General features: G+C 69.2%; 26 protein-coding genes. 14 read left to right on the forward strand and 12 right to left on the reverse strand.

Annotated features, from left to right (window positions below; genetic code table 11):
• The first annotated feature begins 50 nt into the window (after positions 1-50).
• The gene (gene lhgO / locus ATK30_RS17865; protein ID WP_101436542.1) at positions 51-1,235 is read left to right on the forward strand and encodes an L-2-hydroxyglutarate oxidase; all 1,185 of its coding nucleotides are present in this window, start codon (positions 51-53) and stop codon (positions 1,233-1,235) included.
• Positions 1,236-1,254: 19 nt separating this feature from the next.
• Here lhgO and ATK30_RS17870 read toward each other — a convergent pair whose 3' ends face one another.
• Together ATK30_RS17870 and serS are read right to left on the reverse strand one after the other, a co-directional pair.
• On the reverse strand, positions 1,255-2,256 hold the full coding sequence (locus ATK30_RS17870; protein WP_101436543.1) for a DUF3558 family protein: 1,002 nt from the start codon (positions 2,254-2,256) through the stop codon (positions 1,255-1,257).
• 131 nt (positions 2,257-2,387) lie between these two features.
• Positions 2,388-3,656 (reverse strand): serine--tRNA ligase, encoded by a 1,269-nt coding sequence (gene serS / locus ATK30_RS17875; RefSeq protein WP_101436544.1) that lies wholly within the window; start codon positions 3,654-3,656, stop codon positions 2,388-2,390.
• 152 nt (positions 3,657-3,808) lie between these two features.
• Here serS and ATK30_RS17880 point away from each other — a divergent pair, with 152 nt between their 5' ends.
• Together ATK30_RS17880 and ATK30_RS17885 are read left to right on the forward strand one after the other, a co-directional pair.
• Positions 3,809-5,089, forward strand: coding sequence for an aspartate aminotransferase family protein (locus ATK30_RS17880; protein WP_101436545.1), 1,281 nt, complete (start codon positions 3,809-3,811; stop codon positions 5,087-5,089).
• A gap of 49 nt (positions 5,090-5,138) precedes the next feature.
• Positions 5,139-5,675 (forward strand): DUF4240 domain-containing protein, encoded by a 537-nt coding sequence (locus tag ATK30_RS17885; RefSeq protein WP_101440909.1) that lies wholly within the window; start codon positions 5,139-5,141, stop codon positions 5,673-5,675.
• A 51-nt stretch (positions 5,676-5,726) separates the two neighbouring features.
• Here the strand turns inward: ATK30_RS17885 and ATK30_RS17890 are convergent, their stop codons facing one another.
• The 4 genes from ATK30_RS17890 to ATK30_RS17905 are packed head-to-tail and all read right to left on the reverse strand — an operon-like array spanning position 5,727 to position 8,973.
• Positions 5,727-6,641: a haloalkane dehalogenase gene (locus tag ATK30_RS17890; protein ID WP_101436546.1), complete on the reverse strand. Its 915-nt coding sequence runs from the start codon at positions 6,639-6,641 to the stop codon at positions 5,727-5,729.
• Positions 6,642-6,678: 37 nt separating this feature from the next.
• Positions 6,679-7,131, reverse strand: coding sequence for a DUF350 domain-containing protein (locus ATK30_RS17895; RefSeq protein WP_101436547.1), 453 nt, complete (start codon positions 7,129-7,131; stop codon positions 6,679-6,681).
• Between the two features lie 54 nt (positions 7,132-7,185).
• Complete coding sequence (locus tag ATK30_RS17900; protein WP_101436548.1) at positions 7,186-8,352, reverse strand: glutathionylspermidine synthase family protein; 1,167 nt, start codon at positions 8,350-8,352, stop codon at positions 7,186-7,188.
• The gene (locus ATK30_RS17905) at positions 8,353-8,973 is read right to left on the reverse strand and encodes a hypothetical protein (protein WP_183122774.1); all 621 of its coding nucleotides are present in this window, start codon (positions 8,971-8,973) and stop codon (positions 8,353-8,355) included.
• 97 nt (positions 8,974-9,070) lie between these two features.
• On the opposite strand from ATK30_RS17905, the gene ATK30_RS17910 reads away from it, so the two are divergent.
• The 4 genes from ATK30_RS17910 (at position 9,071) to ATK30_RS17925 (ending at position 12,318) form a co-directional block, all read left to right on the forward strand.
• Positions 9,071-10,048, forward strand: coding sequence for a septum formation family protein (locus ATK30_RS17910; RefSeq protein ID WP_101436549.1), 978 nt, complete (start codon positions 9,071-9,073; stop codon positions 10,046-10,048).
• A 3-nt stretch (positions 10,049-10,051) separates the two neighbouring features.
• Entirely contained in the window at positions 10,052-10,402 is a 351-nt protein-coding gene (locus ATK30_RS17915) for a metallopeptidase family protein (RefSeq protein ID WP_101436550.1), read from the forward strand.
• A 152-nt stretch (positions 10,403-10,554) separates the two neighbouring features.
• On the forward strand, positions 10,555-11,796 hold the full coding sequence (locus tag ATK30_RS17920; protein WP_208637364.1) for an MFS transporter: 1,242 nt from the start codon (positions 10,555-10,557) through the stop codon (positions 11,794-11,796).
• A 57-nt stretch (positions 11,797-11,853) separates the two neighbouring features.
• The gene (locus tag ATK30_RS17925) at positions 11,854-12,318 is read left to right on the forward strand and encodes a hypothetical protein (RefSeq protein ID WP_208637365.1); all 465 of its coding nucleotides are present in this window, start codon (positions 11,854-11,856) and stop codon (positions 12,316-12,318) included.
• Positions 12,319-12,345: 27 nt separating this feature from the next.
• Here ATK30_RS17925 and ATK30_RS17930 read toward each other — a convergent pair whose 3' ends face one another.
• The 3 genes from ATK30_RS17930 to pheA form a co-directional block, all read right to left on the reverse strand.
• Positions 12,346-13,011, reverse strand: a complete 666-nt coding sequence (locus ATK30_RS17930; protein WP_101436553.1) for a DUF4232 domain-containing protein — start codon at positions 13,009-13,011, stop codon at positions 12,346-12,348.
• A gap of 151 nt (positions 13,012-13,162) precedes the next feature.
• Positions 13,163-13,780 (reverse strand): histidine phosphatase family protein, encoded by a 618-nt coding sequence (locus ATK30_RS17935; protein ID WP_101436554.1) that lies wholly within the window; start codon positions 13,778-13,780, stop codon positions 13,163-13,165.
• Positions 13,777-14,682 (reverse strand): prephenate dehydratase, encoded by a 906-nt coding sequence (gene pheA, locus ATK30_RS17940; RefSeq protein WP_101440911.1) that lies wholly within the window; start codon positions 14,680-14,682, stop codon positions 13,777-13,779. Before pheA ends, ATK30_RS17935 begins: the two co-directional genes overlap by 4 nt.
• Before the next feature lie 98 nt (positions 14,683-14,780).
• Between pheA and ATK30_RS17945 the strand changes: the two genes are divergently transcribed.
• From ATK30_RS17945 to ATK30_RS17955, 4 genes are all read left to right on the forward strand, one after another.
• On the forward strand, positions 14,781-15,404 hold the full coding sequence (locus ATK30_RS17945; protein WP_101436555.1) for a macro domain-containing protein: 624 nt from the start codon (positions 14,781-14,783) through the stop codon (positions 15,402-15,404).
• Between the two features lie 132 nt (positions 15,405-15,536).
• Positions 15,537-16,472, forward strand: coding sequence for a type I pantothenate kinase (coaA, locus tag ATK30_RS17950; protein WP_009085796.1), 936 nt, complete (start codon positions 15,537-15,539; stop codon positions 16,470-16,472).
• A gap of 164 nt (positions 16,473-16,636) precedes the next feature.
• Positions 16,637-16,786, forward strand: coding sequence for a hypothetical protein (locus ATK30_RS45365; protein ID WP_167441937.1), 150 nt, complete (start codon positions 16,637-16,639; stop codon positions 16,784-16,786).
• A gap of 34 nt (positions 16,787-16,820) precedes the next feature.
• A complete protein-coding gene (locus tag ATK30_RS17955) occupies positions 16,821-18,374 on the forward strand; it encodes a DUF1841 family protein (protein WP_167441938.1) in 1,554 nt (517 codons plus the stop codon).
• Here ATK30_RS17955 and ATK30_RS17960 read toward each other — a convergent pair.
• Positions 18,371-19,249 carry a hypothetical protein gene (locus ATK30_RS17960; RefSeq protein WP_208637366.1) on the reverse strand — a complete coding sequence of 293 codons (879 nt, stop codon included), beginning with the start codon at positions 19,247-19,249 and terminating at the stop codon, positions 18,371-18,373. The genes ATK30_RS17955 and ATK30_RS17960 overlap by 4 nt on opposite strands.
• Positions 19,250-19,357: 108 nt before the next feature.
• On the opposite strand from ATK30_RS17960, the gene ATK30_RS17965 reads away from it, so the two are divergent.
• Entirely contained in the window at positions 19,358-19,678 is a 321-nt protein-coding gene (locus ATK30_RS17965) for a nucleotide pyrophosphohydrolase (RefSeq protein ID WP_101436558.1), read from the forward strand.
• Here ATK30_RS17965 and ATK30_RS17970 read toward each other — a convergent pair.
• Positions 19,667-21,085, reverse strand: coding sequence for a 3'-5' exonuclease (locus ATK30_RS17970; RefSeq protein ID WP_101436559.1), 1,419 nt, complete (start codon positions 21,083-21,085; stop codon positions 19,667-19,669). The genes ATK30_RS17965 and ATK30_RS17970 overlap by 12 nt on opposite strands.
• A gap of 5 nt (positions 21,086-21,090) precedes the next feature.
• Between ATK30_RS17970 and ATK30_RS17975 the strand changes: the two genes are divergently transcribed.
• Together ATK30_RS17975 and ATK30_RS17980 are read left to right on the forward strand one after the other, a co-directional pair.
• Positions 21,091-22,098 carry an excalibur calcium-binding domain-containing protein gene (locus ATK30_RS17975; RefSeq protein WP_244194645.1) on the forward strand — a complete coding sequence of 336 codons (1,008 nt, stop codon included), beginning with the start codon at positions 21,091-21,093 and terminating at the stop codon, positions 22,096-22,098.
• A gap of 61 nt (positions 22,099-22,159) precedes the next feature.
• The gene (locus ATK30_RS17980; RefSeq protein WP_101436561.1) at positions 22,160-22,786 is read left to right on the forward strand and encodes a response regulator; all 627 of its coding nucleotides are present in this window, start codon (positions 22,160-22,162) and stop codon (positions 22,784-22,786) included.
• A 1-nt stretch (position 22,787) separates the two neighbouring features.
• Here ATK30_RS17980 and ATK30_RS17985 read toward each other — a convergent pair whose 3' ends face one another.
• On the reverse strand, positions 22,788-23,744 hold the full coding sequence (locus tag ATK30_RS17985; protein WP_101436562.1) for a helix-turn-helix transcriptional regulator: 957 nt from the start codon (positions 23,742-23,744) through the stop codon (positions 22,788-22,790).
• Positions 23,745-23,792 lie beyond the last annotated feature (48 nt).

A 23,792-nucleotide genomic window follows, 5' to 3' on the forward strand; every position in this document is an offset into this window, starting at 1 on the left:
GCCGTCGGGGGGTACGCAGCGCCGCACGAGAGCGCGTAGCCTTCCCTGCCGTGCGGAACGTAGTTGTGATCGGTGGGGGAATCGTCGGGCTGTCGGTCGCGTGGGAGCTGTCCCAGCGCGGTCAGGACGTGACGGTGCTCGAAAAGGAAGCTCGCTGGGCGGCGCACCAGACCGGGCACAACTCCAACGTCGTGCACGCCGGGCTCTATTACAAACCGGGCTCGTTCAAGGCGCGGATGTCGGTCGGCGGCAACCGGTCCATTGTGGATTTCGCCAGGCAGTACGGGGTGCCGGTCGAGGTCTGCGGCAAGCTGGTGGTGGCCACGCGCGAGGAGGAGATCCCCGCGCTGGACACGCTCGCCGAGCGGGCCGAGGCCAACGGCGTGCCGGCCAAGCGAATCACCCCCGCGGAGGCCCGCGAGTACGAGCCGGAGGTGTCCTGCGTCGGCGCGCTGCGCGTCGAGTCGACCGGGATCATCGACTTCCCCGCGGTGTGCGCGGCCCTCGTGCGGCTGCTCGACGAGGCGGACGCGGACCTGCGGCTGAACACCCCCGCGCTGGGCATCCGCCCGGCTCGCGGCGGCGGCGTCGAGGTGGCCACCGGTTCCGAGGTGCTGCGCGCGGACGCGCTGGTCAACTGTGCCGGCCTGCACGCTGACCGCGTCGCCGAACTGGCCGGGCTCACCCCGAGCGCGCGCATCGTGCCGTTCCGTGGCGAGTACTACGAACTGAAGCCGGAGCGCCGCCACCTCGTGCGCGGCCTGATCTACCCGGTGCCGGACCCGACGCTGCCGTTCCTGGGCGTGCACCTGACCCGCATGCTGGACGGCAGTGTCCACGCGGGCCCGAACGCCGTGCTCGCGCTGCGCCGCGAGGGCTACCGCTGGGCCGACGTGTCGGTGAAGGATCTCGCCGACGTCGCCCGATTCCCCGGTTCCTGGAAGCTCGCGCGCAAGTACGCCTACCCGACCGGCCTCGAAGAGGTGCTGCGGTCGTTCTCGAAGAAGCGGTTCGCCGCCAGCCTCGCGCAGCTCGTGCCCGCGGTCACCGAGGACGACATCGTGCGCCACGGCTCCGGCGTCCGGGCGCAGGCATTGCGCCCGGACGGTTCACTGGTGGACGACTTCCTCATTGAGTCCACAAAGGACCAGGTGCACGTGCTCAACGCGCCGAGCCCGGCGGCGACGAGCGCACTGGAGATCGCCAAGTACATCGCCGACCAGGTGACCGACTGAACCGTCTAATGTAGACAGTTCAGGAAGGCAGATTCCCCGACACCATCGGGATTCCGGCCTTGACCGCGTCGCACGCCTTGGTCTTGTCGGACAGCTGCCCGCTGACGATCTGGATCGAGGCGGTGTCCGAAACCGAGAGCCCGGCCGCGCAGATCACGCCGCCGGAATCGTTGAAGTTCGGGAACAGCGACCATTTCCGGCCGTTCACGTCTATCTGCTCGGTCGGCGCGACTTCCATGCCCGGCCAGCGTTTCAGCGGCACGTCCGGCCCGACCCAGACCTCGAACGGTTTCTGCCCGCCGTCTCCGTCGGTGTCCTTCCACAGGCAGTAGGTCACGTTCGGCGAGATGACCTTGGAACTGTCCAGTTCGCCCTGCGGCACCATTTTCAGCTGCTGCGCCTGCTCCGGCTTCAGCAGCTGACACGGGTTCACCGACGCGAGCGGCCCGCTCGGCGCGGTGCCCCCCGGCGGAGTGCTCGGCGTGATCGGCGGCGCGGGCTGCCCGCCCGGCAGATGCGCGGCGACCTGCGGGATGACCTTCTTCGCGCGCTCGCAGGCCTGCGCGTCGTCCGGATAGGACACGCTCACGAAGGCGAACGACTTCGGCCCGAGCGTCGTGTACAGGTCGCAGCTGCCGCCCATGAACCCGGCGTACCGCGTCCACGCGAACCCGCCGAGCTCCACCGGGTCGGCCTTCTTGAGAGCCCCCTGGAGGTAGTCGTCGAGGCTCAGGTCCACCGACCAGCCGACGGACATGACCACCGTGTGCTCGGTGTCTGTCGCGGTCCACAGGCACATCGCGGGCGCGCGCTGTTCCTTGCTGGCCTTCACCGGCCTGCCCTGCGGTTTGTAGCCAAGCCCGGCGAGCTGCTTCGCGTCGAGCAACGCGCACGGGTCGACGACCTGTGTGACCGGCCCTTGCCCCGGCACCGGCGAAGCCACGCCGCTCACCTGCTGCGTGCACCCGGCGAGCAGCATCGCGACCGCCGCCAGGGCGACCGCCGCTCCGTTGAACCTCATCGGCTGTCTCCTCCTCCGCCCCGCATCGCACCCTACTGACCAGCGGGGTCCACGACAGCGGTCCGTGAAGGGCCCCTTGAGGGAATCTGATTCCCTCAAGGAGTCCTTCACGGACTTCTGCGAGCCCGGGCTCAGCGCTTGACCGGCTCCAGCACCTCGAGCCCGCCCAGGAACGGGCGCAGCGCCACCGGCACCCGGACCGAACCGTCCGGCTGCTGGTGGTTCTCCACGATCGCGACGATCCAGCGCGTGGTCGCCAGCGTGCCGTTCAGCGTGGCGGCCGTCTGCGGTTTGCCGTTGTCGTCCCGGTAGCGGACGGACAGCCGGCGGGCCTGGAACGTGGTGCAGTTGGACGTCGACGTCAGCTCGCGGTAGGTCTCCTGCGTCGGGACCCACGCCTCGCAGTCGTACTTGCGGTAGGCGGACGTGCCGAGGTCGCCGGTCGCGGTGTCGATGACCCGGTACGGGACCTCGATCGCGGCGAGCATCTCCTCTTCCCAGCCCAGCAGCCGCTCGTGTTCGGTCTCGGCGTCCTCCGGCTTGGCGAAGACGAACATCTCGACCTTGTCGAACTGGTGCACCCGGATGATGCCGCGGGTGTCCTTGCCGTACGACCCGGCCTCGCGGCGGTAGCACGACGACCAGCCCGCGTAGCGGCGCGGACCGGCGGCGAGGTCGAGGATCTCGTCCGAGTGGAACCCCGCGAGCGGGACCTCCGACGTGCCGACGAGGTACAGGTCGTCGTCGCGCAGCCGGTACACCTCCGACGAGTGCGCGCCGAGGAAGCCGGTGCCGGCCATGATCTCCGGGCGGACCAGCGACGGCGTGATCATCGGCGTGAAGCCGTTCGCCGTCGCGCGCGCCACGGCCATGTTCAGCAAGGCGAGCTGCAGTTGCGCGCCGACGCCGGACAGGAAGTAGAACCGCGAGCCCGACACCTTCGCGCCGCGCTCCATGTCGAGCGCGCCGAGGCCCTCCATCAGGTCGAGGTGGTCGCGCGGGGTGAAGTCGAACGACGGCACCTCGCCGACGGTCTTCAGCACCGCGAAATCGTCCTCGCCGCCGATCGGTGCGTCCGGGTGCACCAGGTTCGGCAGGACGCGGAACAGCTTGTCGAACTCCTCCGACGCCTCGTTCTGCTCGACCTCAGCGGCCTTGACCTGCGCCGACAGGTCCTTCGCGCGGGCCAGCAGGGCGGGCTTCTCCTCGGCGGAGGCCTTCGGCACCTGCTTGGACACGGACTTCTGCTCGGCCCGCAGCTTGTCGGCGGTCGCGATCGCAGAGCGGCGGCGCGTATCGAGGTCGAGCAGCTTGTCGACCACTCCCTCGTCCTCGCCACGGGCACGCTGCGACGCGCGCACGGCTTCCGGGTCTTCGCGCAGAGTCCTGGGGTCAATCACGGACAGAAGGGTAGTCGCAGGCCAGCCGCGCCTTCGACGCGGTTTCCCGTACACACTGTGCGGCGCCCTCGAGACAACCCGACAGTCTGATCGTTGTCGCCCGTTTCCCGCGCTCCCCATACTCACTAGAACCCGGAGCGGAGGGAATTCACATGACCGACGACCTGCTCGCGCGCCACCGCGCGGTGCTCCCGTCCTGGATGTCCCTGCTGTACGACGAGCCGATCGAAATCGTGCACGCGCAGGATCGCCGTCTCACCGATTCCACCGGCCGCACCTACCTCGACTTCTTCGCCGGCGTACTCACGAACGCCATGGGCTACGACGTCCCCGCGATCAGCGACGCGGTCCGCAAGCAGCTGGACACCGGCGTCCTGCACACCTCGACGCTGTACCTGATCCGCTCGCAGGTCGAGCTGGCCGAACGCATCGCGGAACGCTCCGGCATCCCGGACGCCAAGGTGTTCTTCACCAACTCCGGCAGCGAAGCCAACGACACCGCGCTGATGCTCGCCACCCAATACCGCCGCAGCAACCAGGTGCTGGCGATGCGGAACTCCTACCACGGCCGGTCGTTCGGCACGGTCGCGATCACCGGCAACCGCGGCTGGTCGGCGTCCTCGCTGAGCCCGGTCAAGGTCAACTACGTCCACGGCGGCTACCGCTACCGCAGCCCCTTCCGCGACCTGCCCGACACCGCCTACATCGACGCCTGCGTCGCCGACCTGGTGGAGCTCCTCGAAACCGCCACCGCGGGCGACGTCGCCTGCCTGATCGCGGAGCCGATCCAGGGCGTAGGCGGCTTCAGTTCCCCGCCGGACGGCCTGTTCAAGGCCATGAAGGAAGTCCTGGACGACCACGGCATCCTGTTCGTCTCCGACGAGGTCCAGACCGGCTGGGGCCGCACCGGCGACCACTACTGGGGCATCCAGGCGCACGACGTCGTCCCGGACATGATGACCTTCGCCAAGGGCCTCGGAAACGGCCTGGCCGTAGGCGGCGTGGTCGCTCGCGGCGACATCATGGACTGCTTCCGGGCGGAATCGTTCTCGACCTTCGGCGGCAACCCGGTGTCCATGCAGGGCGCGCTGGCCGTTCTGGACTACATCGACGACCACGATCTGCAGGCGAACTGCAAAGCCCGCGGCGACCAGCTGATGCGAGGCCTGCGCGCGGCGAACAGCCCCTTCGTCGGGGAGGTGCGCGGCAAGGGCCTGATGATCGGCGTCGAGCTGATCGAACCCGGCACCACAACGCCGAATACCGCCGCCGCCAAGCAAATGCTGGAAGAAACCAAAAAACGCGGTTTGCTCATCGGAAAGGGCGGCCTGCACAAAAACGTCCTCCGCATCGGCCCGCCGATGACCCTCACCGAAGCCGAAGCCGCCGAAGGTCTGCAAATCCTCCTCGACTCGCTGGCCGCGCTGTCCTGACCGCTCGCCCCGGCGATTTTGTCGTACCCCGGTGCGAAGATCCGTGCTCGTGAACACCGAACAGTTCTGGGCCCTGATCGACGAGGCACGCAGCCAGGCCTCCGCGCCGGAAGACAGCTACGACGTAGCCGAACAAGCCTGCGCTTTGCTCTCCGCGCGGCCGCGGGAGGAGATCGTCGCCGCCCAGCAGATCGTCTGGGAGCTGCTGGCCGACTCCTACCGCGCGCCGCTGCGGGCAGCCGCCTACCTGGTCAACGGCGGCTGCTCCGACGACGGCTTCGACTACTTCCGCGGCTGGCTGGTCATGCAAGGCCGGGAAGTCTTCGAGCGGATCGTGGCCGCCCCGGACGAACTGGCCGAATTGCCCGCGGCGCGCGAGGCCGCGGCAGACGGCGAAGAACTGGAGTGCGAAGCCGCACTAGGCGTCGCCTCGAGCGCACACATCGACGCGACCGGCGAGGAACTTCCCTCGGACTCGTTCACGACCCGGTACCCGCCGCTGGACCCTGACTGGGAGTTCGATTACGAGGACGCCGACGAGATGCGGCGCAGGCTGCCTCGGCTGGCCGCGGCCTGTCTGTCCTGATCCGGCGGCCCCGGCACTGCTGTGCGGGAACCCGTCCCGCACAGCAGTGAGTCACTTCCGCACAAACCTCGCCACGTGCTCGGCGAGCGTCTCCCCCGCATCCTCCTGCAAAAAGTGCCCAGCGCCCGCGACCGTCGGGTGGTCCAAACCACCCGCGCCGCGCATCGAACGCTGCAGAATCGGCGCCATCCCGCCAGTGATCGGGTCCCCGTCCGAGAATGCGCACAAGAACGGCACATCCAATTCCGTCAATGTCGCCCAGGCCGCCCGATTGGCCTCCGACGCCGGGTCGTCCGGCCGCGTCGGCACCAGCCCCGGCATCGCCCGCGGTCCGGCCTTGTACATCTCGTTCGGGAACGGCGCGTCGTAAGCCGCCCGGACCTCCTCCGACAACGGCGTCTGGCACCCGGCCTGCACACACCGCCCGACGTCCAGGATCTGCGCGCCCTCCACCGCCTCGCGGAACTTGTGCCACACCGGCGGCATGTCCACGTCCCCGGTCGGCAATCCGGTGTTGGCCGCGACCACCCCGGCGAACCGTCCCGGGTTCTCGGCCACCAGCCGCAGCCCGATCAGCCCGCCCCAGTCCTGTCCGACCAGCGTGACGTCGTTCAGCCCCAGCACGTCGAACGAGAACCGGCGCATCCACTCCACGTGCCGCGCGTAACTGTGGTCGGCGATCTCCGCGGGCTTGTCCGACCGGCCGAACCCGACCAGGTCCGGCGCGATCGCCCGCAATCCGGCGTCGGCCAGCACCGGCAGCATCTTCCGGTAGAGGAACGACCAGCTCGGCTCCCCGTGGAGCAGCAGAACGGGCGGCCCGTCGGCGGGCCCGGCCTCGACGTAGCCGACTCTGATCAACCCGCCGTCCGGGTCGGACAGATCGGTGTACTGAGGTTCGAAGGCGAAATCGGGCAGGTCCGCGAACCGGTCTTCCGGCGTCCTGAGGAGTCGCACGGGTCCCACGTTAGTGGGAACGGGACCGCGCGGCAGTGCGCGAACGCTACGAAATCGCTACCGCGACCACCAGCCCCAGCCCGAGGTGCGCCGCCGCGACGACCACGCTCGCCGGGGCGAACTTCTCGCTCTCGATCGTGGACCCGACGTCGATCCGGGTCGCCCACTCCAGCAGCCGCACCGCCAGCACCTGCACGATGATCCCGAGGAGGCCGTAGACCAGCGACGTGATCAGCCCGGCGGTCAGGTCGCTCGCGGAGCTGTAGATCGCCACGACCACGATGAAGGCCATCGAGAGCAGCCCGGACGCGGTCACGATCACCGCGTTCGGCAGCCCGCGGGTGACCAGCTTCGACAGCTTGCCCGGCGTGGTGAAGTCGATCGCGTAGAAGCCGGCGAACATCAGGAGCAGGCCGACGATGCCGTACAGCAGGATCGCGCCGATGCCGCGCACGAGGTCGGAACCGAACGTTGCGGGCAGCGCGAGCGTCGAGGTCACGGGGTCTCCCTGGATGGCCAATTCAGCCGGTGGAATCGGACATCCAGGGTTGTATCATGACTCGGGGATACGATGCGGCACAAACGCCGCACCGTCGTCGGTGACGAGTCCGCTGGTCTCGCGGATGCCGAGGCCCGCCGAGGAATCCCCGACGATCCACGCGCCGAGCGCGGGCCGGTACCCGTCGAACTCGGGCAGCGGGTCGAAGGCCTGGTAGACGTAGCCTTCCGCGCCGTAGACGCCGTCGGTCTGCGTTTCGTACCCGGTGGCCACGATCTGCACGTTCGCGCCCTCGCGGCCGAGCTTCGGCTTGCGCACGTACTCGGTGAGCAGGCCGGGATCGTCAGCGAACGCGGGCAGCAGGTTCGGATGCCCGGGGTAGTTCTCCCACAGCACGGCGAGCAGGGTCTTGTTCGACAGCAGCATCTTCCACAGCGGTTCGACCCACAGCGTGCGCGGCATGGTCTCCACCGCGAACTTGCCGAACTCCTCGTCGACGACCCATTCCCACGGGTACAGCTTCACCACCGTGGACATCTGCGCCTCGGCGAGGTCGACGAACCGCTTGAGCACCGGGTCCCAGCCGATCTCCTCGATCGCGAGCCCGACCGTGTCGAGCCCGGCCTCGGCCGCGGTCTCCTGCAGGTACGCCGTGGTCACGTGGTCCTCGCCGCTCGGATCGGCGGCGGACCAGGTGAAGTGCAGCTCGTTCGACGGCAGCTTGCCGCCGAGCTCCTTCCAGCGCTCCACCAGCTTCTCGTGGATGGAGTTCCACTGGTCGTCTTCCGGGAAGACGTCGGTTTTCCAGTACCACTGCAGCAGCGACGCCTCCAGCAGCGTGGTCGGCGTGTCCGCGTTGTACTCCAGCAGCTTGGCCGGCGATTTGCCGTCGTAGCGCAGGTCGAAGCGGCCGTAGACGTGCGGGTCCTGGCGCTTCCAGGACTCCGCGATGTGCGGCCACACCCACTCCGGGATGCCGAAGCGGTGGTACTGCTCGGTGGTCACGACGTTGTCGACGGCCTCCAGGCACATCGAATGCAGCAATTCGACGTCCGCCTCGAGCGACAGCACCTCGTCCATGTCGAAGACATAGTGCACCGACTCGTCCCAGTACGGCCGGGGTTTGCCGGTGCCGTCGCGCGCCGGGGTGCCGTAGACCAGGCCCTGCTCTTCGACGATCCGCTGCCAGTCGCGGCGCGGTTCCCGCCGGTCCCGATACACCTACGAGCCTCCGCTCTTGCCGGTCCCGCCGGTGCCTCCGGAGGTGCCGCTCTTGCCGCTGATGCCGAACCCGCCGCGCTGGATGCTGCTGCCCGACTTGGTCGAAACGTTGGTGTTGCCCGACGGCGCGGTGAAGCTGCCGCCGGAGACGTGCTGGCCGATGTTGCCGGATCCGCCGTAGTTGTAGCGGTACTGGCTGTACCCGCCGCCCGGAAGGGGGATGAACCAGAACCCGCCGCTGTAGTGGCCGCCGTGGCTGGTCGCGTAGCTCTCGTCGCAGTACTGGTCGTTTTGGATGACCCCGTTGGAGTCGGTGCAGACCGCGGTGACCTCGGCGGGCTTGGCGATCGTGTAGAACGTCGCGACCAATCCGACAAGACCGACGGTGACGCCGCCGCCGATCAGGATCTTGCGTTTGGTGGCCGCCTTCGCGTCGGCCGCCTCCTGCGCCGCGAGGGCTTCCTGACGTTCGCGTTCCTGGTCGGCGATGGCCTGCCGGCGGGCCCGCTGTTCGGCCACCGAGGGCTGCCGGGGCTGCGTGTTCGCGTCCTGGAAACGCATCGAGCCCGGCTTCTTCGGCTCCTCGGGCGGCTGCACGCCGCCGGTGTCGTCTTGCGTCATGTGCGCTCCGTAATCCCCCACCACTGCAAACCCCGCGTTCCACCCTAATCGACCCGGCACACGCGCGGTTCATGCGGCGCGGGCATCATGGGTATCGATGTCTCAACGCTCGGAGCGGTTCCCTTCGCGTATGCAGACCCTGACCACCCGCGTGGTGATGGCCGGGGTGTTCTTCGGCGCGGTCATCGCGCTGGCCTTGAGCGTCGCCTTCTCCTGGACCGACACGCTCGCCGGCGGCGCGGGCGGCGGGGAGGGCAAGCTCACCGAGGCCGCCCAGCAGGCGTTCCACTCGCCGCCGGGCACCTGCCTGACCTGGACCGCCAAGGACGCCTCCGACGCGCACGCGGTGCCGTGCGAGCAGGCGCACCTGTTCGAGGTCACCACCGTGGTCGACATCGGCGCGAAGTACCCGCAGCAGGCTCCGTTCCCGAGCCTCGAGCAGTGGCAGGACATCGCGCAGCAGCAGTGCAACTCCGACGTGCGGCCGTACCTCGGTCACCCGCTCGACCCGTACGGCAAGCTCACCACCAACCTGCTGCGGCCCACCTCGGCGCAGTGGTCGCAGGGCGACCGCCAGCTGCGCTGCGGCCTGCAGTTCGCCGGTCCGGGCGGCACCCTGCAGCCCACGACCGGTGCGGCGAAGACCCAGGACCAGTCGATGGTGTGGGCCCCGGGCACCTGCCTCGCGCTGGTGGGCAAGGGCGTCGGCGACCCGGTCGACTGCAGCAAGCCGCACTCCTACGAGATCATCGCGACCCTCGACCTGGCCTCGCACTTCAAGGACGGCTACCCCAAGCTGGACGACCAGAAGTCCTGGCTGGACACCGAGTGCAACAAGGCCGTGAAGGACTACACCGGCAGCACCGACCTCTCCTCGAAGAAGCTCACCCTCGGCTGGGACTCGCGCGAGCAGGAGAGCTGGGACGCCGGGTCCACGAAGGTCAACTGCAAGGTCGCGGCCACGCTGCCGGACGGCAGCGGGTTCCAGGCGGTCACCGGCAGCGTGAAGGGCGGGTCGTCCGGATCGTCGGGCCAGCAGCAGAGCTCGCCGCCCAGTTCCGGCGGGGGCAACTGAGCGGTGCCCGTCGAGATGAGCCAGGCGCGGTTCGAGGAACTCGTGTCCGACGCGCTCGACCAGGTGCCCGCGGAGTTCGCCGCGGCGATGGACAACGTCGTGGTGCTGGTCGAGGACTTCAACGAGGAAGCACCGGACATCCTCGGGCTCTATCACGGCATCGCGCTCACCGAGCGCACCAGCCACTACAGCGGGACGCTGCCGGACCGGATCTCGATTTACCGGGAACCGATCCTCGACCTCTGCGACACCGAGGACGACGTCGTCGAGGAAGTGCTGATCACCGTGATGCACGAGCTCGGCCACCATTTCGGCATCGACGACGAGCGGCTGCACGAACTCGGCTGGGGCTGATTCCGGCGGCGCCCCGCCGGCCCGTTGCTCTTCTCTGAGCACCATCGCGACGCGACCGCGGATACCACCGATCGTCACCAAAGCGTCACAGAACGCCGTCGATCTCCCTAGACTGGCCTCACCAGGCAGTTTCCTTCCTCGTGAGGTGGTTCGTGTCGCATCGTCAGACGGACAGCCGGCTGCGCTGGCTGCTCGCGTCGAGCGGCACGTCGAACCTCGCCGACGGCATCGCCAAGGTCGCCTTCCCGCTGCTGGCGACCACGCTGACCCGCGATCCGGTGGAGATCGCCGCCCTGTCGGCGGTGCAGTTCCTGCCGTGGCTGCTGTTCGCCATCCCGGCGGGCACGCTCGTCGACCGGATCGACCGCAAGAGGGCGATGATCGCCGCGAACGCGATGCGCGCGCTCGTGGTCGCCGCGGTCACCGCGCTGCTCGCGTTCGGTTCGGTGGAGATCTGGACGATCTACGTCGCGTCGCTGCTCGTGGGCATCGCGGAGACGGTCGCGGAGAGCGCGGCGAACGTGCTGCCGCCCGCGCTGGTCGAGGAGGACCGGCTGCAGAGCGCCAACAGCAAGCTGCAGGCATGCGAGATCGTCGGCCAGACGTTCCTCGGCGGCCCGGTCGGCAGCGCCACCTTCGCGATGTTCGCGGCTTTCCCGTTCCTGCTCTCGTCGGCCGGGTTCGCGGTCGGGGCCGCGGTGCTGCTCGGCATGGCGGGCAACTACCGGCCGCGGCAGGAAACCAAGTCACACATTCGGGCGGATTTCGCGGACGGCTTCCGCTGGCTGCGGCGGCATTCCCTGCTCCTGCGGCTGCTCGCGATCGCGGGCCTGCTCAGCCTGATCAGCGAGCTGGCCCAGGCACAGCTGGTGCTGTACGCGCTGGAAGACCTGCATTTGTCCGACGCCGCCTTCGGCGCTTTCGCGTTCGTCGGCGGGGCTGGCGGCCTGGTCGGGGCCGGATTGACCCCGCGGCTGGCCCGGCGCATCGGACGGCGGACGGTCCTGATCGGCGGGGTGTTGTTCTGCGCGCTCGGCTTTGGCGGCATGGGCCTGGTGCGCCAGCCGGTCGTGTCCGCGGTCCTGTTCGGCGTGTTCGCGGCGGCGGTAGTGGCGGTGAACGTCGTGCTCGCGACCGCGCGCCACACGCTCGTGCCAGGCGAGCTGCTCGGCCGCGTGCTCGGCGTCTGGCGCACCGTCGTCTGGGGCGCGATCCCGCTCGGCGCGCTCCTCGGCGGGTTGCTCACGAAGTTGCTCGGCTCGGCGGGCGACACCTTCACCGCTTCAGGCGTTCTGCTGCTGTTCGTGACCGGCTACGCACTTTTCGCGCTGCGTGGGCACCCGCTCGATGACAAAACGGCCTCGACCGGCGACGGAGTCCGTTCGCAGCAGTGATCCGGCGCGGATTTGGTGCTGAAATAACAGCTCACCCCGGCCGCCCGGAGGTACGTGATGACTGCGCTCGACACTCCGCCGCTGCCGGACGACGACCGCGACACCGATCCGGATCTTGAACCGCCGCCGCCCGCCTCGCGTCGGCCGCTGGTGATCGCCGCCATTGCCGGATTCGTGCTCGGCGGATGCGTGCTCGGGCTGTTGTGGGGGCTGTCCGGCCAACGTGCCGGAGCGAATGTCGACGCCGCGGCCGCGTGCGCCGCGTTCTCTCGTGCCGGGCACATCCCGGACACCACCGGCGGCGTCGACGCGGCGCAGTTCACCCGAATGTCCGACGACGCGGTGCACCGCGTCACCGGCGCGACGGAACTTGCCAAGGCGGCGGCGACCTTCGACGGCAACTATCAGCCGCTGGCCAAAAGCCTCGACGCGGTGAACAAGATGGTGCTCAGCAGCCGCTTCGACAACCGCGACGGGCAGGCTGCCGTCGTCCAGGTCGAACAACTCTGCGCGCGGGGCTGACCCCACGCGCAGAGCGGTTTGAGCTGGTCAGGCCTTGTGCACGGTCTTCACGCCGAGCTGCTTGCCCGGGATGTTCGTGCCCGCGCAGCCGAGGCCGTCGAGCGGCACGAACTTCGACGCGGTCTCCTGCGGCAAGTACACGCGAAGCCCCTTGACCGGCGTCGGCTTGCACACCGCCGGGTCGAAGTTGCGCACCTGCGCGAACTGCAGGTCCGCCGCGGCGGTCTGGCCGGGAGCCAGGTTCACCGGCGCGCCCTTGTCGCCGTCGCGCTGGGCGGGCTGGCCGATCTGGGCCCCGTTTTCGCCGCCGACGTAGGACACCCCGGGGAAGCCCTGGATGGTGCACGGTTTGCCGCTGGTGTTCTTGATCAGCAGCGACCGGTACTGCGAACCGGCACCAGCGTCGCCGCCGCCCAGCGACAGGGACACGTCGCCTGCCTTGCACAGGCCGTTGTCAGCGGGCGGTTTCTCGGCCGGCGCCGTGCCGCCGCTCGGGGCGGACGACGCGGAAGACGGAGCGGACGACGCGGCGGACGAAGCCGACGACATCGGGCTGCTCGACGGGGTTTCCGAACTCGCCGGACCGCTCGCGGCGGGTGCGCCCTGGCCGCACGCGGAAAGCAGGAGCGCCCCCGACGCGCCCACTGCGGACAGGAAGACCAGGGAAATCCACGGTTTCTTCGTGTTTGCCATCTCACTCGCCTCGCTGTGCTGGTGAACGCCTGCCTGGGTGAAACCTTCATCCGGAGGACGTGCCAGGTCCGGACGGGGTTGCTCCGCACCCGGTGAGTTCCCCACCGGGCCCGGGTTCACGCAGCGTTTCCCCGCCCGAGTGACCGGCTGCTCACGAAAGGCGGGTATCGATCCAGCGCAGGCACTCCCAGCCGTCGGGGCGGGCTTCCAGCTCGACGAACTTCGTATTCGGGATCAGGGCCTCGTTCGCCAGCTCGGCGGGCACGTTCGAAGCGAGCCACTCTCCGGCGAGCCGGATCGCGCCGCCGTGGCTGACCAGCACGACCACCCCGTCCGGCGACGTTTCCTCGTGCTTGGCCCGCAGTTCGTCGGCCGCGCCGACCATCCGGTCGCGCACCTGCGTGCCGGTCTCGCCGCCGGGAATCGCGACGTCCAGGTCGCCTTCCGTCCACGCCTTCACCACGCGCAGGTAGACGCCGATCGAGTCCAGGTCGGTCTTGCCCTCGAGATCGCCGGCGTCGACCTCCTTGACGCCCTCGATCACCTGCACGTCGAACCCGAGCGCCTCGGCCAGCGGTGCCGCGGTCTGCTGCGCACGCACCGCTTCCGACGCGTACACCGCCACGATCGGCTCGGATTTCAGCTCTTCGGCGAGCGCCGCGGCCTGCTCCCGGCCGAGTTCGGTGAGCGGCGGACCGGGCAACGCGGTGTCGAGCGCACGGCGGACGTTGCCTTCCGTCTGTCCGTGCCGGACCAGCAGCAGCCTCACGCGCCCTCTCCCTTCAAAACCGCGTCGACCCATGCCTGCGCGTCGAGGAAATCCTGGTTCCCCGCGCCTTCCTCGATCGTCGCCGCGACCCCGTCCGCCCTCGGATGCGAACCGAGAAAGCGCAGGTGACAGCGGCGGCGCAGGGCGGTCATCGCGTCGATGATCCGGGGTTCGGCGACGTGGCCCTCGAAGTCGATGAAGAACCGGTACTCGCCGAAGTTGTTGCGCGTCGGCCGGGCGTCGATCCGGGTCAGGTTGATCCCGCGACCGGCCAGTTCCACCAGCAGGTCGGACAGCGTCCCGGTGCGGTTGACCGCGGCCGCGACGATCGACGTGCGGTCGGCGCCGGTGGGCGCGGGCAGTTCGCCGGGGCGGCGCACCATCAGGAACCGGGTTTGCGCGTCGCGGACGTCGGCGACGCCGGTCGCCAGTTCCTCCAGCGGGTAGTGCTCGATCGCGACCGGTGCGGACACCGCGGCGTCGAAATCGCCCTCCACCACGCCGACCGCCGCCGCCGCGGTGGACGACGAGGCGACCGGGGTGGCGTCCGGCAGGTTCGTCTCCAGCCATTCGCGCACCTGGGCGAGCGCGTGCGGATGGCTCGCGACGGTGCGGATTTCGCCGCTCCCGGGCCGTTTGAGCACGCTGAAGTGGATGGGCAGGATCGTCTCGGCGGTGGCCACGAGCGGATCCCCGTCGCTGAGCCCGTCGAGCGTCGCGGGGACCACTCCTTCGACGGAGTTCTCGATGGGCACGCACGCGGCGTCCGCCGCACCGTCGCGGACGGCCTGCAGCGCCAGCCGGACGGTCTCGTAGGGGGTCAGGTCCTCGCCCGGCGCGAGCGCGCGGGCGGCCTGCTCTGTGAACGTGCCCTCAGGGCCGAAATACGCGATCCGCAACACGAGCGTCAGGCTAGCGACCGTGCGCGTGGCGCTTTTCACTCGGACAGCCGGTGGCTAAACCGGTTACGCCGGGTGGCGTTTTTTGCCATGCTGGAACGGTGACCGCCGACTCAGGCACACACGCCGGGCACGGGGAAGCCGTTTCGCCGGGTTCTCCCCGAACGCCGGAATTGGTGCTGTGCGCCGTCGATGAACCGCTGGCCGCGGCGTGGACCTCCGCCGTGGCGGATTTCGGCGGCTCCGCCCGGGTGCACCGCGGTTCGGTGCTCGACATCGCCGCACAGGCGGTGGTCAGCCCCGCCAACTCCTACGGCTGGATGCGCGGCGGGATCGACGCGGTCTACGCGCGGGCGTTCCCCGGCATCGAGCAAAGCGTGCGCAGCGCGGTGCTGGCCTCTTACGGCGGTGAGCTGCCGATCGGCGAGTCGGTGATCGTCCCGACCGGCGAAGCGGAACCGGCCTGGCTGATCAGCGCGCCGACCATGCGCGAGCCCGGCGAACGACTGCCCGCCGACACCGTCCACCCGTATCTCGCGGCGCGCGCGGTGTTCCTGCAGTGGCAGCGCGGCCAGCTCGATTCCGGCCCGGTCGCGTCGGCCGTGCGGACGATCGCGATGCCCGGCCTCGGCACCGGCGTCGGCGGTGTGGTTCCGGCCGCGTGCGCCCGTCAGGTCGCCGCCGCGTGGCAGGAAGTTTTCGGAACCAACGGTCACCATCGGTGATCGAATCCGGCCCGGTCAGGGGTGCGTGCATCACATCACAGCGCGTTCACGCGCGGTAAGCCCTACCGTTGATACGGCGTTACGGAAGTAGCGCAGACGGAGCCAGCGCAGGCGACGGCCGAGGAGTGTGCGATGCCCACACGGGTCCGTGAACTCAGCCCTTACGTAGAGCTGCATCGGGAACAGTGGCGGGAGCTTCGCAGCTCCACTCCGCTGCCGCTGACGGCGGACGAGCTGGTCCGGCTCCGCGGGCTCGGGGAACAAATCGATCTCGCCGAGGTCGCCGACGTGTACCTGCCGCTGTCGCGGCTGATCAACCTCCAGGTGAAGGCCCGGCAACAGCTGTACGAGGCCACCACGACGTTCCTCGGCGAGGACTGCCGCAACACCAAGGCTCCGTTCGTGATCGGCATCGCGGGCAGCGTCGCGGTCGGCAAATCGACCACCGCCCGCATCCTGCGCACTCTTCTCGCCCGCTGGCCCGACCACCCGCGCGTCGACCTCGTGACGACCGACGGGTTCCTCTACTCGCGCGCGGAGCTGACCCGGCGCGGGATCATGCACCGCAAGGGTTTCCCGGAAAGCTACGACCGGCGCGCGCTGCTGCGGTTCGTCACCGAGGTGAAGTCCGGGGCCGAGCGGGTGTCCGCGCCGGTGTACTCGCACCTGGCCTACGACATCCTCCCGGACCAGGAGCAGGTCGTGGAGCGGCCGGACATCCTGATCATCGAGGGGCTGAACGTCCTGCAGCCCGGGCCGAGCCTGACCGTCTCGGATCTGTTCGACTTTTCGATTTACGTCGACGCGCACATCGACGACATCGAGCACTGGTACGTCGAGCGCTTCCTGAAACTGCGGCACACCGCGTTCGCCGACCCCGCCTCGCACTTCCACCACTTCGCCGGGCTGCCCGACGACGAGGCCCGCGAAGAGGCGCGGCACCTGTGGCGCACCATCAACGAGCCGAACCTGATGGAGAACATCAAGCCCACCCGGCCGCGGGCGACGCTGGTTCTCCGCAAGGACGCCGACCACGCGATCAACCGGGTCCGGCTGCGGAAACTCTGACGGTCACCCACATGCGCCTCGCCGGTCTCGTCCGGCACAGGAGCCGGAGTAATTGACCGATCGGCCGGAGTCTTCGTAACCACTTGGCCGATACCCGCGGCCCCGGTCCGCACGCGACCCTGAACGCAGCAGGATCTCGCACCTGACCTGCGGAGGAGGCCACGATGTTTTCTATCGTCCTGACCTGGGTCGGCGCGGTATTGGGATTGACGCTGCTGGTCGCGATGGCCGTGGGGGCGTTCGTCGTCGACTTCGACGAGGCGCTGCGCGAGCGGCGCGTGAAGGCCCGCGGCACGGCGGAGCCGACCAGCTGAGGACCGAGCTTCGGCTCCGGGCAAGATGGTCGGCATGAGTCCGGTGAGCCGCGCGCGCAAGAAGAGTTCCCTACCCGCCGCCCCCAGCGTCAACGGTCTGTTCAAGGACGTGCTGCGGGACTTCTCCGCGGTCGCGGCCGAGCCCGGTCCGTTCGACATCGACCTGCTCGCTTCCGAGGTCGTCGGGCAGTGGCGGGACGTCGTCGTGGAGGACGAACCGGAAAACCAGCTCGGCCTTGAGCTGATCGCCTTCGCGCAGCGCAAGATCACGCCCGGTGCGGCGGCGCTGCTGGCCGCGCTGAAGGTGCTGGCCGAATCCGAAGAGGAACGTTCGGCGGCGGCCGAGGCGCTCGATGTCGTGCTCGGCCGGGGCATTCCGGAGCCGGAGTGGGCCGCCGAGGTCGGACAGGTCAGCGTCGGCGAATGCTGGCGCACCGGGGACGTCTACGGCGACGAGTCGTCGCTGCTGTGCGTCTTTTCCCGCGGCGACCATTCGCTCGGCCTGCTCGCGCTGCTGGACTTCACCGAGGGCGGCCGGGTGCGCGACCTGGTGGTCATCGAGGAGCCGCACGAGGTGCTCGCCGAAATGCGCTCGCAGGTCGAGGAAGACGGCGAGCTGGTCGTGCTGGAAAAGATCGAGCCCGCCGACGCGCACCGGCTGCTGGTGTCCGGGATCGAGGCCACGGACGCGCTGGACGAGCCGGACGTCGGCGAGGACTACCCGCGGTTCCACGCCATCGCGCTGACCTGGGCGCGTTCGCTGCCGGAGCCTTCCGCCGCCGCCCCGGTGGCGGAATGGACCGCCGCGCAGCGCGAGGAAGCCGTCACGCGATTCCTCGCCGACACGAACCTGCCCGACGCCGACGCGGCCCGCGAAATCGCCACCCTGCTGGTCGACCACGGCTGCCGGGTCGAACCGGCGAACCCGCTGCGCGTCGGTCCGGAGAAGCTGGCGCGGTTCCTCGAATCCTTGCTGGACGGCGAATACGAACTGGAAGACGAGGACGCCGTCGCGCCGGTCGTGCTGTCCTGGGCCAGCTGGACCGCCGCCCGCGCCGGACTGTCCGAAGTCGCCACGGCCGCGTTGCTGGAAGAGGTCACCGAATACCTCGGGGAGTACCTCTCGGACGACGACGAGGACGAGGACTTCAGCGACTACCTCGACGGCACCGAATCCGCCGACGAAGCACTGGAAGTGGTGGCCCGCCGCCGTTTCGCGGTGCCTGATCTGTCCACAGTGATCGGTGACGAAGAACTGACCGACCTCGACCCGGGCGACCCGGAACAGCGCCGGCTGCTGGTGATCGGCGCGCACCCGGAGTACCACGAATCGTTGGCCGCCGAGGAATTCGACGGCGCGGACGGCCTCCGTCTCGCCCTCGAGACGTCCATTGTGGACCAGCTGTGGGACGACGAACCCGCCGAGGTGTGGACCGCCGCGCAGAACCTGTTGCGGCAGGACCTTTCCCGCGAGGACGTCCTCGACCGGCTCGTGACTGTCCTCGAAGGACAGTTGACCGAAACCGAGGAAGAAGACCAGCTGGACTACGACCTGGACGCCTACCGCGCCGCCCTGGCCGAGATCTAGCCCTTCGGAAGCGCGATCCGGGCCGACCGGATCTCCGCGAGCAACCGGGTCTTGCGGCGGTGGAGGTTCACCAGCTCGGCGACGTAGCCGGTGAACTCCTCCGCCGTGCCCGCTTGTTTGTGCAGGGTGCGCAGTTTTTTGAGGCACTGCGCCGCTTCCCGGTACGCGCTGGCTTCTTTTCGGGCGATCAACTGCTCGATCCGCTCGCGGTACTCCGGAATGGACTCTTCTTCTTTCCGCGGTGCCTCTTTCGGCTGTGGTTTCGCCGTCCTTGCTTTCGCCGCCCTCGGTTTCCCTGTCCGCTGCGGAGTCAGCACCCGCGCCGCGTACGCGATCGCCTCGCTGTGCCGTCCCGCCGCCCGCAGCACCCGGACGATCTTGAGACTGACGTCCACCCGAGGCGGCTTGGCCGCGAGAATGGCGACCAGCCCGTCCACGTCCCCGCTGGCCTCCGCGATCTCCTCCTGCAGCCGCTCCGCGATCGCGAGCTTCTCCTCGATCGGCTTCCCGCGCAGCACTTCGTCCACAATGGACTTCATCCGCGCGAGCCCGGCGTCCCCGAGCGCCGCCGCGAAATCGGCCACCGCGACGGCCCGCCCGCTGAACGCCGCCTCCAGCACCCAGTCCGCGAGCTGCTCCGGATCCGGCGGCCGAGCCGCACAAGCCCGCGCGTACAACGCGACCGCCTGGTCAAGCCGCACCTCGAGGTCCGCGGCGAGGTCGCCGTGCTGCTCGAGCATGCCCACGATGTCGTCCACCGCGCGCCGGGCAAGCGGCGCGAGATCGGCGCGGCTCCCGGCGTCGAGCAGCCGCCGCACAGTATCGAGAACCGCACCGATTTTGGCGGTGTACTCGACCGGGTCGGGGACGCTCACGCGAACAGTCTGCCGTATGGCCCGTAACCGGCGTGTGGGCCAACGGCGTACTCTTTTCGGCCCAACCCGGACACCCCAGGTGAGCACCGCGCGTGATAATCAGGTCCAGTGACCCTAGACGACCTCACCCAGCGCCTCCGCGACTTCGCCGCCGCCCGGGACTGGGAACCGTTCCACACCCCGAAAAACCTGACGATGGCCCTGTCCGGCGAAGTGGGCGAGCTGATCTCCCTGTTCCAGTGGCTGACCCCGGAGGAAGCCGCGAACTGGCGCGCCGACCCGGCCCGGGAGTTCAACGTCCACGACGAAATCGCCGACGTGATGCTGTACCTGGTCCGGCTGGCGGACGTACTGGGAATCGACCTGCTGGAAGCGGCGAACGCGAAGGTGGACCGGAACGAGAAGAGGTTCCCTCCGCTAGCCCGCTGACCCGGCCGCGAGCCGCTTCGTCTCGTCGAGATACCAGCCGCCGACCAGCGCACCCACCGCGAAAACGGCCAGCACGATCCCCGGTCCGACCCCGGCGCCGCCGAACATCGCGGCGACCGTGAGGACCATCAGGACCAACCCGAGACCGATCAGCACCCGCCCGACCAGCCGGCCGCTGCCCGATGGTGCTTTCTGGTGCTTCGGCTGCGGGACCGGCGCGCGCTCGAAGCCGAGCACTACCGGAGCCTCGTCCAGCCGAGCGACGTGCGCACCGAGTTCGAGCGCCCGGGAAAGCCGCGGTTCGGACTCGCGCACCCCCGGGTCGTACACCAGGTGCGTGACCGACCCCGTCAGGTTCTTCGCGAGCTGAAACCCTGCCGAAAGCACCCGCGCCCGCAGTTGGTCCGCGCCCGCCGTCGTGCCGAGCACCAGGACCCGCGTCGGCTTGTTTCCGTTGGCGGTGACCTTGAGGTCCACCGCCACCTCCAGCGCCCCGAGTGCGTCCGCGACCTGACGCAGTTCGCGGTACTCGACGGAAGTCACCACCCCGTCGGCCTCCACGACCCGGCGCAGCTCAGCGACGAAGCCAGTGTGCATCCGCTGCACCTCCGCCGCGGCCACGCCGGCTTCGGCTGCGAGGTCGGCGAGCGCCCAGACCTCCTCATCGGTCAGGAAGTGGTCGCCGACCGCTTCGGCGAGCAGATCGAGGTAAGCCTGCGCGACCGGCCCGCCGTCTCCCGCGGAAACCCGGTCGACCGCCTCGGCCATCCAGCCCTTCTCCGCACCGGCCACCGTCCGGCGCACGGCTGCCGCGCCCGAGGCATACCGCGGCAGTTCGGGAAACCGCACGGGCTGCGCCAGCCGCAACCCGTGCGTACCGACGAGAGCGATCATCGCCCGCGCGCACGCCCGGGCGGCCGGTTCGGCGAGGTAACCGGGGAAGTCCTCGATGTCGAAAGCACGCGCGATGGTGGCGAGCCGGTAGTTGGGCAGCGGAAACGCCGCCTGCACGGCGTCCTTGAGCGAGATCCCCGGCAAGCGGGGCAGCCGGACGCCTAACTGGCTGATCTCGGCGACAAGCCCTTCCACCGACGACAGATCGTGGGCGACGACAACCGCTCCCTGGCACAGCTCCAACAACCGGCCGAGGATGTCCCCCAAGGCCGGTGCGCCAGCCAGTTCCGCCGCGGTGATGCGGTGCGGGTTGCCGCGGTTCGGGTCAGCGGCAACGACCGTCGCGAACTCGCCGAGGAACGTCCCGTCCCCGCGAAACCGGATCGCGGCGACCTCCAGGACGCGGCCGCTGTGCAGTCCGGTCGTCTTCACGTCGAGCGCGGTGAATTCCGTACCGCTCGCGGGCACCTGCCCGGTCGAGGACAGGGACAGTCGTTCGATCAGCTCGGCCATCGTGGATGCGCTTTCTCCTGGACAGTTCCCCTGACCATCGCGAGGAGGCGGCGAATCGTCACAGGCGGGACGGAAAACGCGGTCTTTGTGACGCATCCGTGACTTGTTCTTCGCTCGTGACAATCTGGATGCCCTGGCGCGTAACACTGAACGCCGCTTTTGCGAACATCATTCGGCACCCGCCTCAGGAAGAGGAATTCCGAATGCACTCCACGCCCGCGCCGCCGTCGCGCCCCAAGCTGAAATTCCCGACCTGGCTGACGGTCGTCCTGAGCGTCTTCGCGGTTCTCTTCATTCTGGGCGCGGTGTTCGGAAAACCGGCACCGACGCCGGAGCCGGTCGCCGCACCGATCGCTCCGCCTTCGAGTCCGGTGACCACATCAGCCACTCCTGCACCGGTGACCTACACCGTGGACAAAATCACCGATGCCGCCAACGTCGAGCTGACCGGTTCAGACGGCAGCCATCGCGCTGTGCGCATCCTCGGTCTCGAAGTAGCGACCGGAAACAACTGCTACGCGAGTGAAACCGCGCTGTGGGCTAACAACAAGCTTGCTGGCGCGGCAGTGAAGATCACGACGGACACCACGGACGGCGTCGCACTCGCGCTGAGCGACGGCACCGATTACGCGACCGCGACGCTCTCCGCCGGGTACGCCCGCCTCGCGTCCAATGTCATCTCCGACTCCCTGCGCAACGCGGCGAACGCGGCCCAGCAGGCCGCGACGGGTCTGTGGGCGGAACCCTGCAAAGGCGTGATCACGGCACCGGCGCCTACTCCGACTCCTACTGCGGTTCAGGAGACTCCCGTTCCGCCGCCAGCACCGCGCACGTCTGAACAAGCCGCCCCGCCGCCGGTCGAGGACGCGCCGGAACCTGAACAGCCGAGCGGTGTGTATTACAAGAACTGTGCGGCCGCGAAAGCCGCTGGGGTGACGCCGCTCCACCGCGGCGACCCGGGCTACCGCCCAGCGTTGGACCGCGACGGCGACGGGGTGGCCTGCGAGCGATAGCTCCTGGTGTCGTGCGGCACCACCGGCAGACGAACCGCCGCACGCCCCGTAACCTGGAGATATGCCGATCCAGGTGCTGCTTGTAGACGACCACGAACTCGTCCGGCGGGGCCTGCGCGACCTGCTCAGCGACGAGGCCGACCTGGAGGTGGTCGCCGAGGCCGGGAGCGTTGAAGAGGCGCTCGCGGTGGCCATGCACGTCGAGCCGGACGTCGCGGTCGTGGACGTGCGTCTCGGTGACGGCGACGGGATCACGCTCTGCCGCGAGCTGCGGTCCAAGCCGAATCCGCCGGCCTGCCTCATGCTCACCGCGTTCGACGACGAAGAAGCGATGGTCGGCGCGATCATGGCGGGCGCTTCGGGTTATCTGCTCAAGCAGGTTCGCGGCCAGGACGTGGTGAACGCGGTCCGCGAGGTCGCCGCTGGGCGGTCGCTGCTCGACCCGGTCAGCACCGCTCGGGTGCTCGACAAGCTGCGCCACCCGCCGACCGACGAGCTGGCCACCCTGACTGATCGGGAGCGCGATGTCCTGGAGCTGATCGGACAGGGGCTGTCGAACCGCGAGATCGCCGAACGTCTCTTTCTCGCCGAGAAAACGGTGAAGAACTACGTGACGTCGGTGCTCGCGAAGCTCGGCATGCAGCGCCGCACCCAGGCCGCGGCGTGGATTGCCCGGCGCGGCAAATGAATCAGCTGCCCGCGGCGGCGCGACCGTAGCGTTCGGACAGCAGCCGCAGCCGAGGGATCAGCTCCGGCGGCGATTCGACGGTGAAGTCCATCATCAACATTCCAATGTAGACGGCCACGGTGTCCAAACTGTCCGCGCCGGTAACGAGCACGCAGTGGTTCTCGTCAATGGGTTCGACGACGCCGACGGTCGGATTGATCCGCGCCAGCACCTTCTCCGCCGGGGCGTCGATGCGCAGGCGCGCGTGCACCAGCCAGCCGCTCGCCGCGATCGTGCGCATCGCGAAGGCGGTGTAATCCCCGCCGGGCAAGGGATTCGGCTCGAACCGGCGACGGGTCGGCATCCGCGGCCGCATCAGGTCGACGCGGTAGGTCGCCCAGATGTCGTCCTGCGGATCGCGGGCGACCAGGTACCACCGCCGTTGCCAGCTGAGCAATCGGTACGGCTCAACCAGCCGCAGTTCGTCCGCGTAGTCGAACCGGAGCCATTCGACGTGCCGGATCGCTCGCGCGACCTCCTGCAGCACGACGCCGTCGACCTCCGGATCGGGCGCGTCAGTGCCGGTGTTCTCCGGACCGCGGTCGATCGTCGACCGCAAAGCGTCGACCGTCGGACGCAGCCTGGACGGCAGGACCTGCTCGAGCTTCGCGAGCGCCCGCGTGCCTGCTTCCTCGACCCCGGAAATGCCCGCGGCGGCTCGCAGCCCGACCGTGACTGCCACCGCCTCCTCGTCGTCGAGCAGGAGCGGCGGCAGCTTTCCGCCCGAGCCGAGCCGGTAGCCGCCGACGTTCCCGCGCGTCGCCTCGACGGGATAGCCCAGGTCACGCAGCCGTTCGACGTCGTTCCGGATCGTCCGGTCCGAGACGCCCAGTCGCTCCGACAGCTCCCTGCCGCTCCGCCCGGCGGCGGACTGGAGGAGGGCGAGAAGCGCCAGCACCCGCGCCGTCGGATCGGCCATCGAAACTCCTTGTTCTATTAGGAACTGATCCTACCTAATAGCCTCCTA

It is taken from the genome of Amycolatopsis echigonensis, from assembly GCF_002846615.1.
In the GTDB taxonomy this organism is placed as follows: domain Bacteria; phylum Actinomycetota; class Actinomycetes; order Mycobacteriales; family Pseudonocardiaceae; genus Amycolatopsis; species Amycolatopsis echigonensis.

Bases quoted from the DNA above. Each gene is read 5' to 3' on its own strand.
- ATK30_RS17870 (WP_101436543.1), bottom strand. From the start codon at position 2,256: ATGAGGTTCAACGGAGCGGCGGTCGCCCTGGCGGCGGTCGCGATGCTG.
- ATK30_RS17880 (WP_101436545.1), top strand. From the start codon at position 3,809: ATGACCGACGACCTGCTCGCGCGCCACCGCGCGGTGCTCCCGTCCTGG.
- ATK30_RS17905 (WP_183122774.1), bottom strand. From the start codon at position 8,973: ATGACGCAAGACGACACCGGCGGCGTGCAGCCGCCCGAGGAGCCGAAG.
- ATK30_RS17910 (WP_101436549.1), top strand. From the start codon at position 9,071: ATGTCTCAACGCTCGGAGCGGTTCCCTTCGCGTATGCAGACCCTGACC.
- ATK30_RS17925 (WP_208637365.1), top strand. From the start codon at position 11,854: ATGACTGCGCTCGACACTCCGCCGCTGCCGGACGACGACCGCGACACC.
- ATK30_RS17930 (WP_101436553.1), bottom strand. From the start codon at position 13,011: ATGGCAAACACGAAGAAACCGTGGATTTCCCTGGTCTTCCTGTCCGCA.
- coaA (WP_009085796.1), top strand. From the start codon at position 15,537: ATGCCCACACGGGTCCGTGAACTCAGCCCTTACGTAGAGCTGCATCGG.
- ATK30_RS45365 (WP_167441937.1), top strand. From the start codon at position 16,637: ATGTTTTCTATCGTCCTGACCTGGGTCGGCGCGGTATTGGGATTGACG.
- ATK30_RS17955 (WP_167441938.1), top strand. From the start codon at position 16,821: ATGAGTCCGGTGAGCCGCGCGCGCAAGAAGAGTTCCCTACCCGCCGCC.
- ATK30_RS17970 (WP_101436559.1), bottom strand. From the start codon at position 21,085: ATGGCCGAGCTGATCGAACGACTGTCCCTGTCCTCGACCGGGCAGGTG.
- ATK30_RS17975 (WP_244194645.1), top strand. From the start codon at position 21,091: ATGCGCTTTCTCCTGGACAGTTCCCCTGACCATCGCGAGGAGGCGGCG.
- ATK30_RS17980 (WP_101436561.1), top strand. From the start codon at position 22,160: ATGCCGATCCAGGTGCTGCTTGTAGACGACCACGAACTCGTCCGGCGG.
- ATK30_RS17985 (WP_101436562.1), bottom strand. From the start codon at position 23,744: ATGGCCGATCCGACGGCGCGGGTGCTGGCGCTTCTCGCCCTCCTCCAG.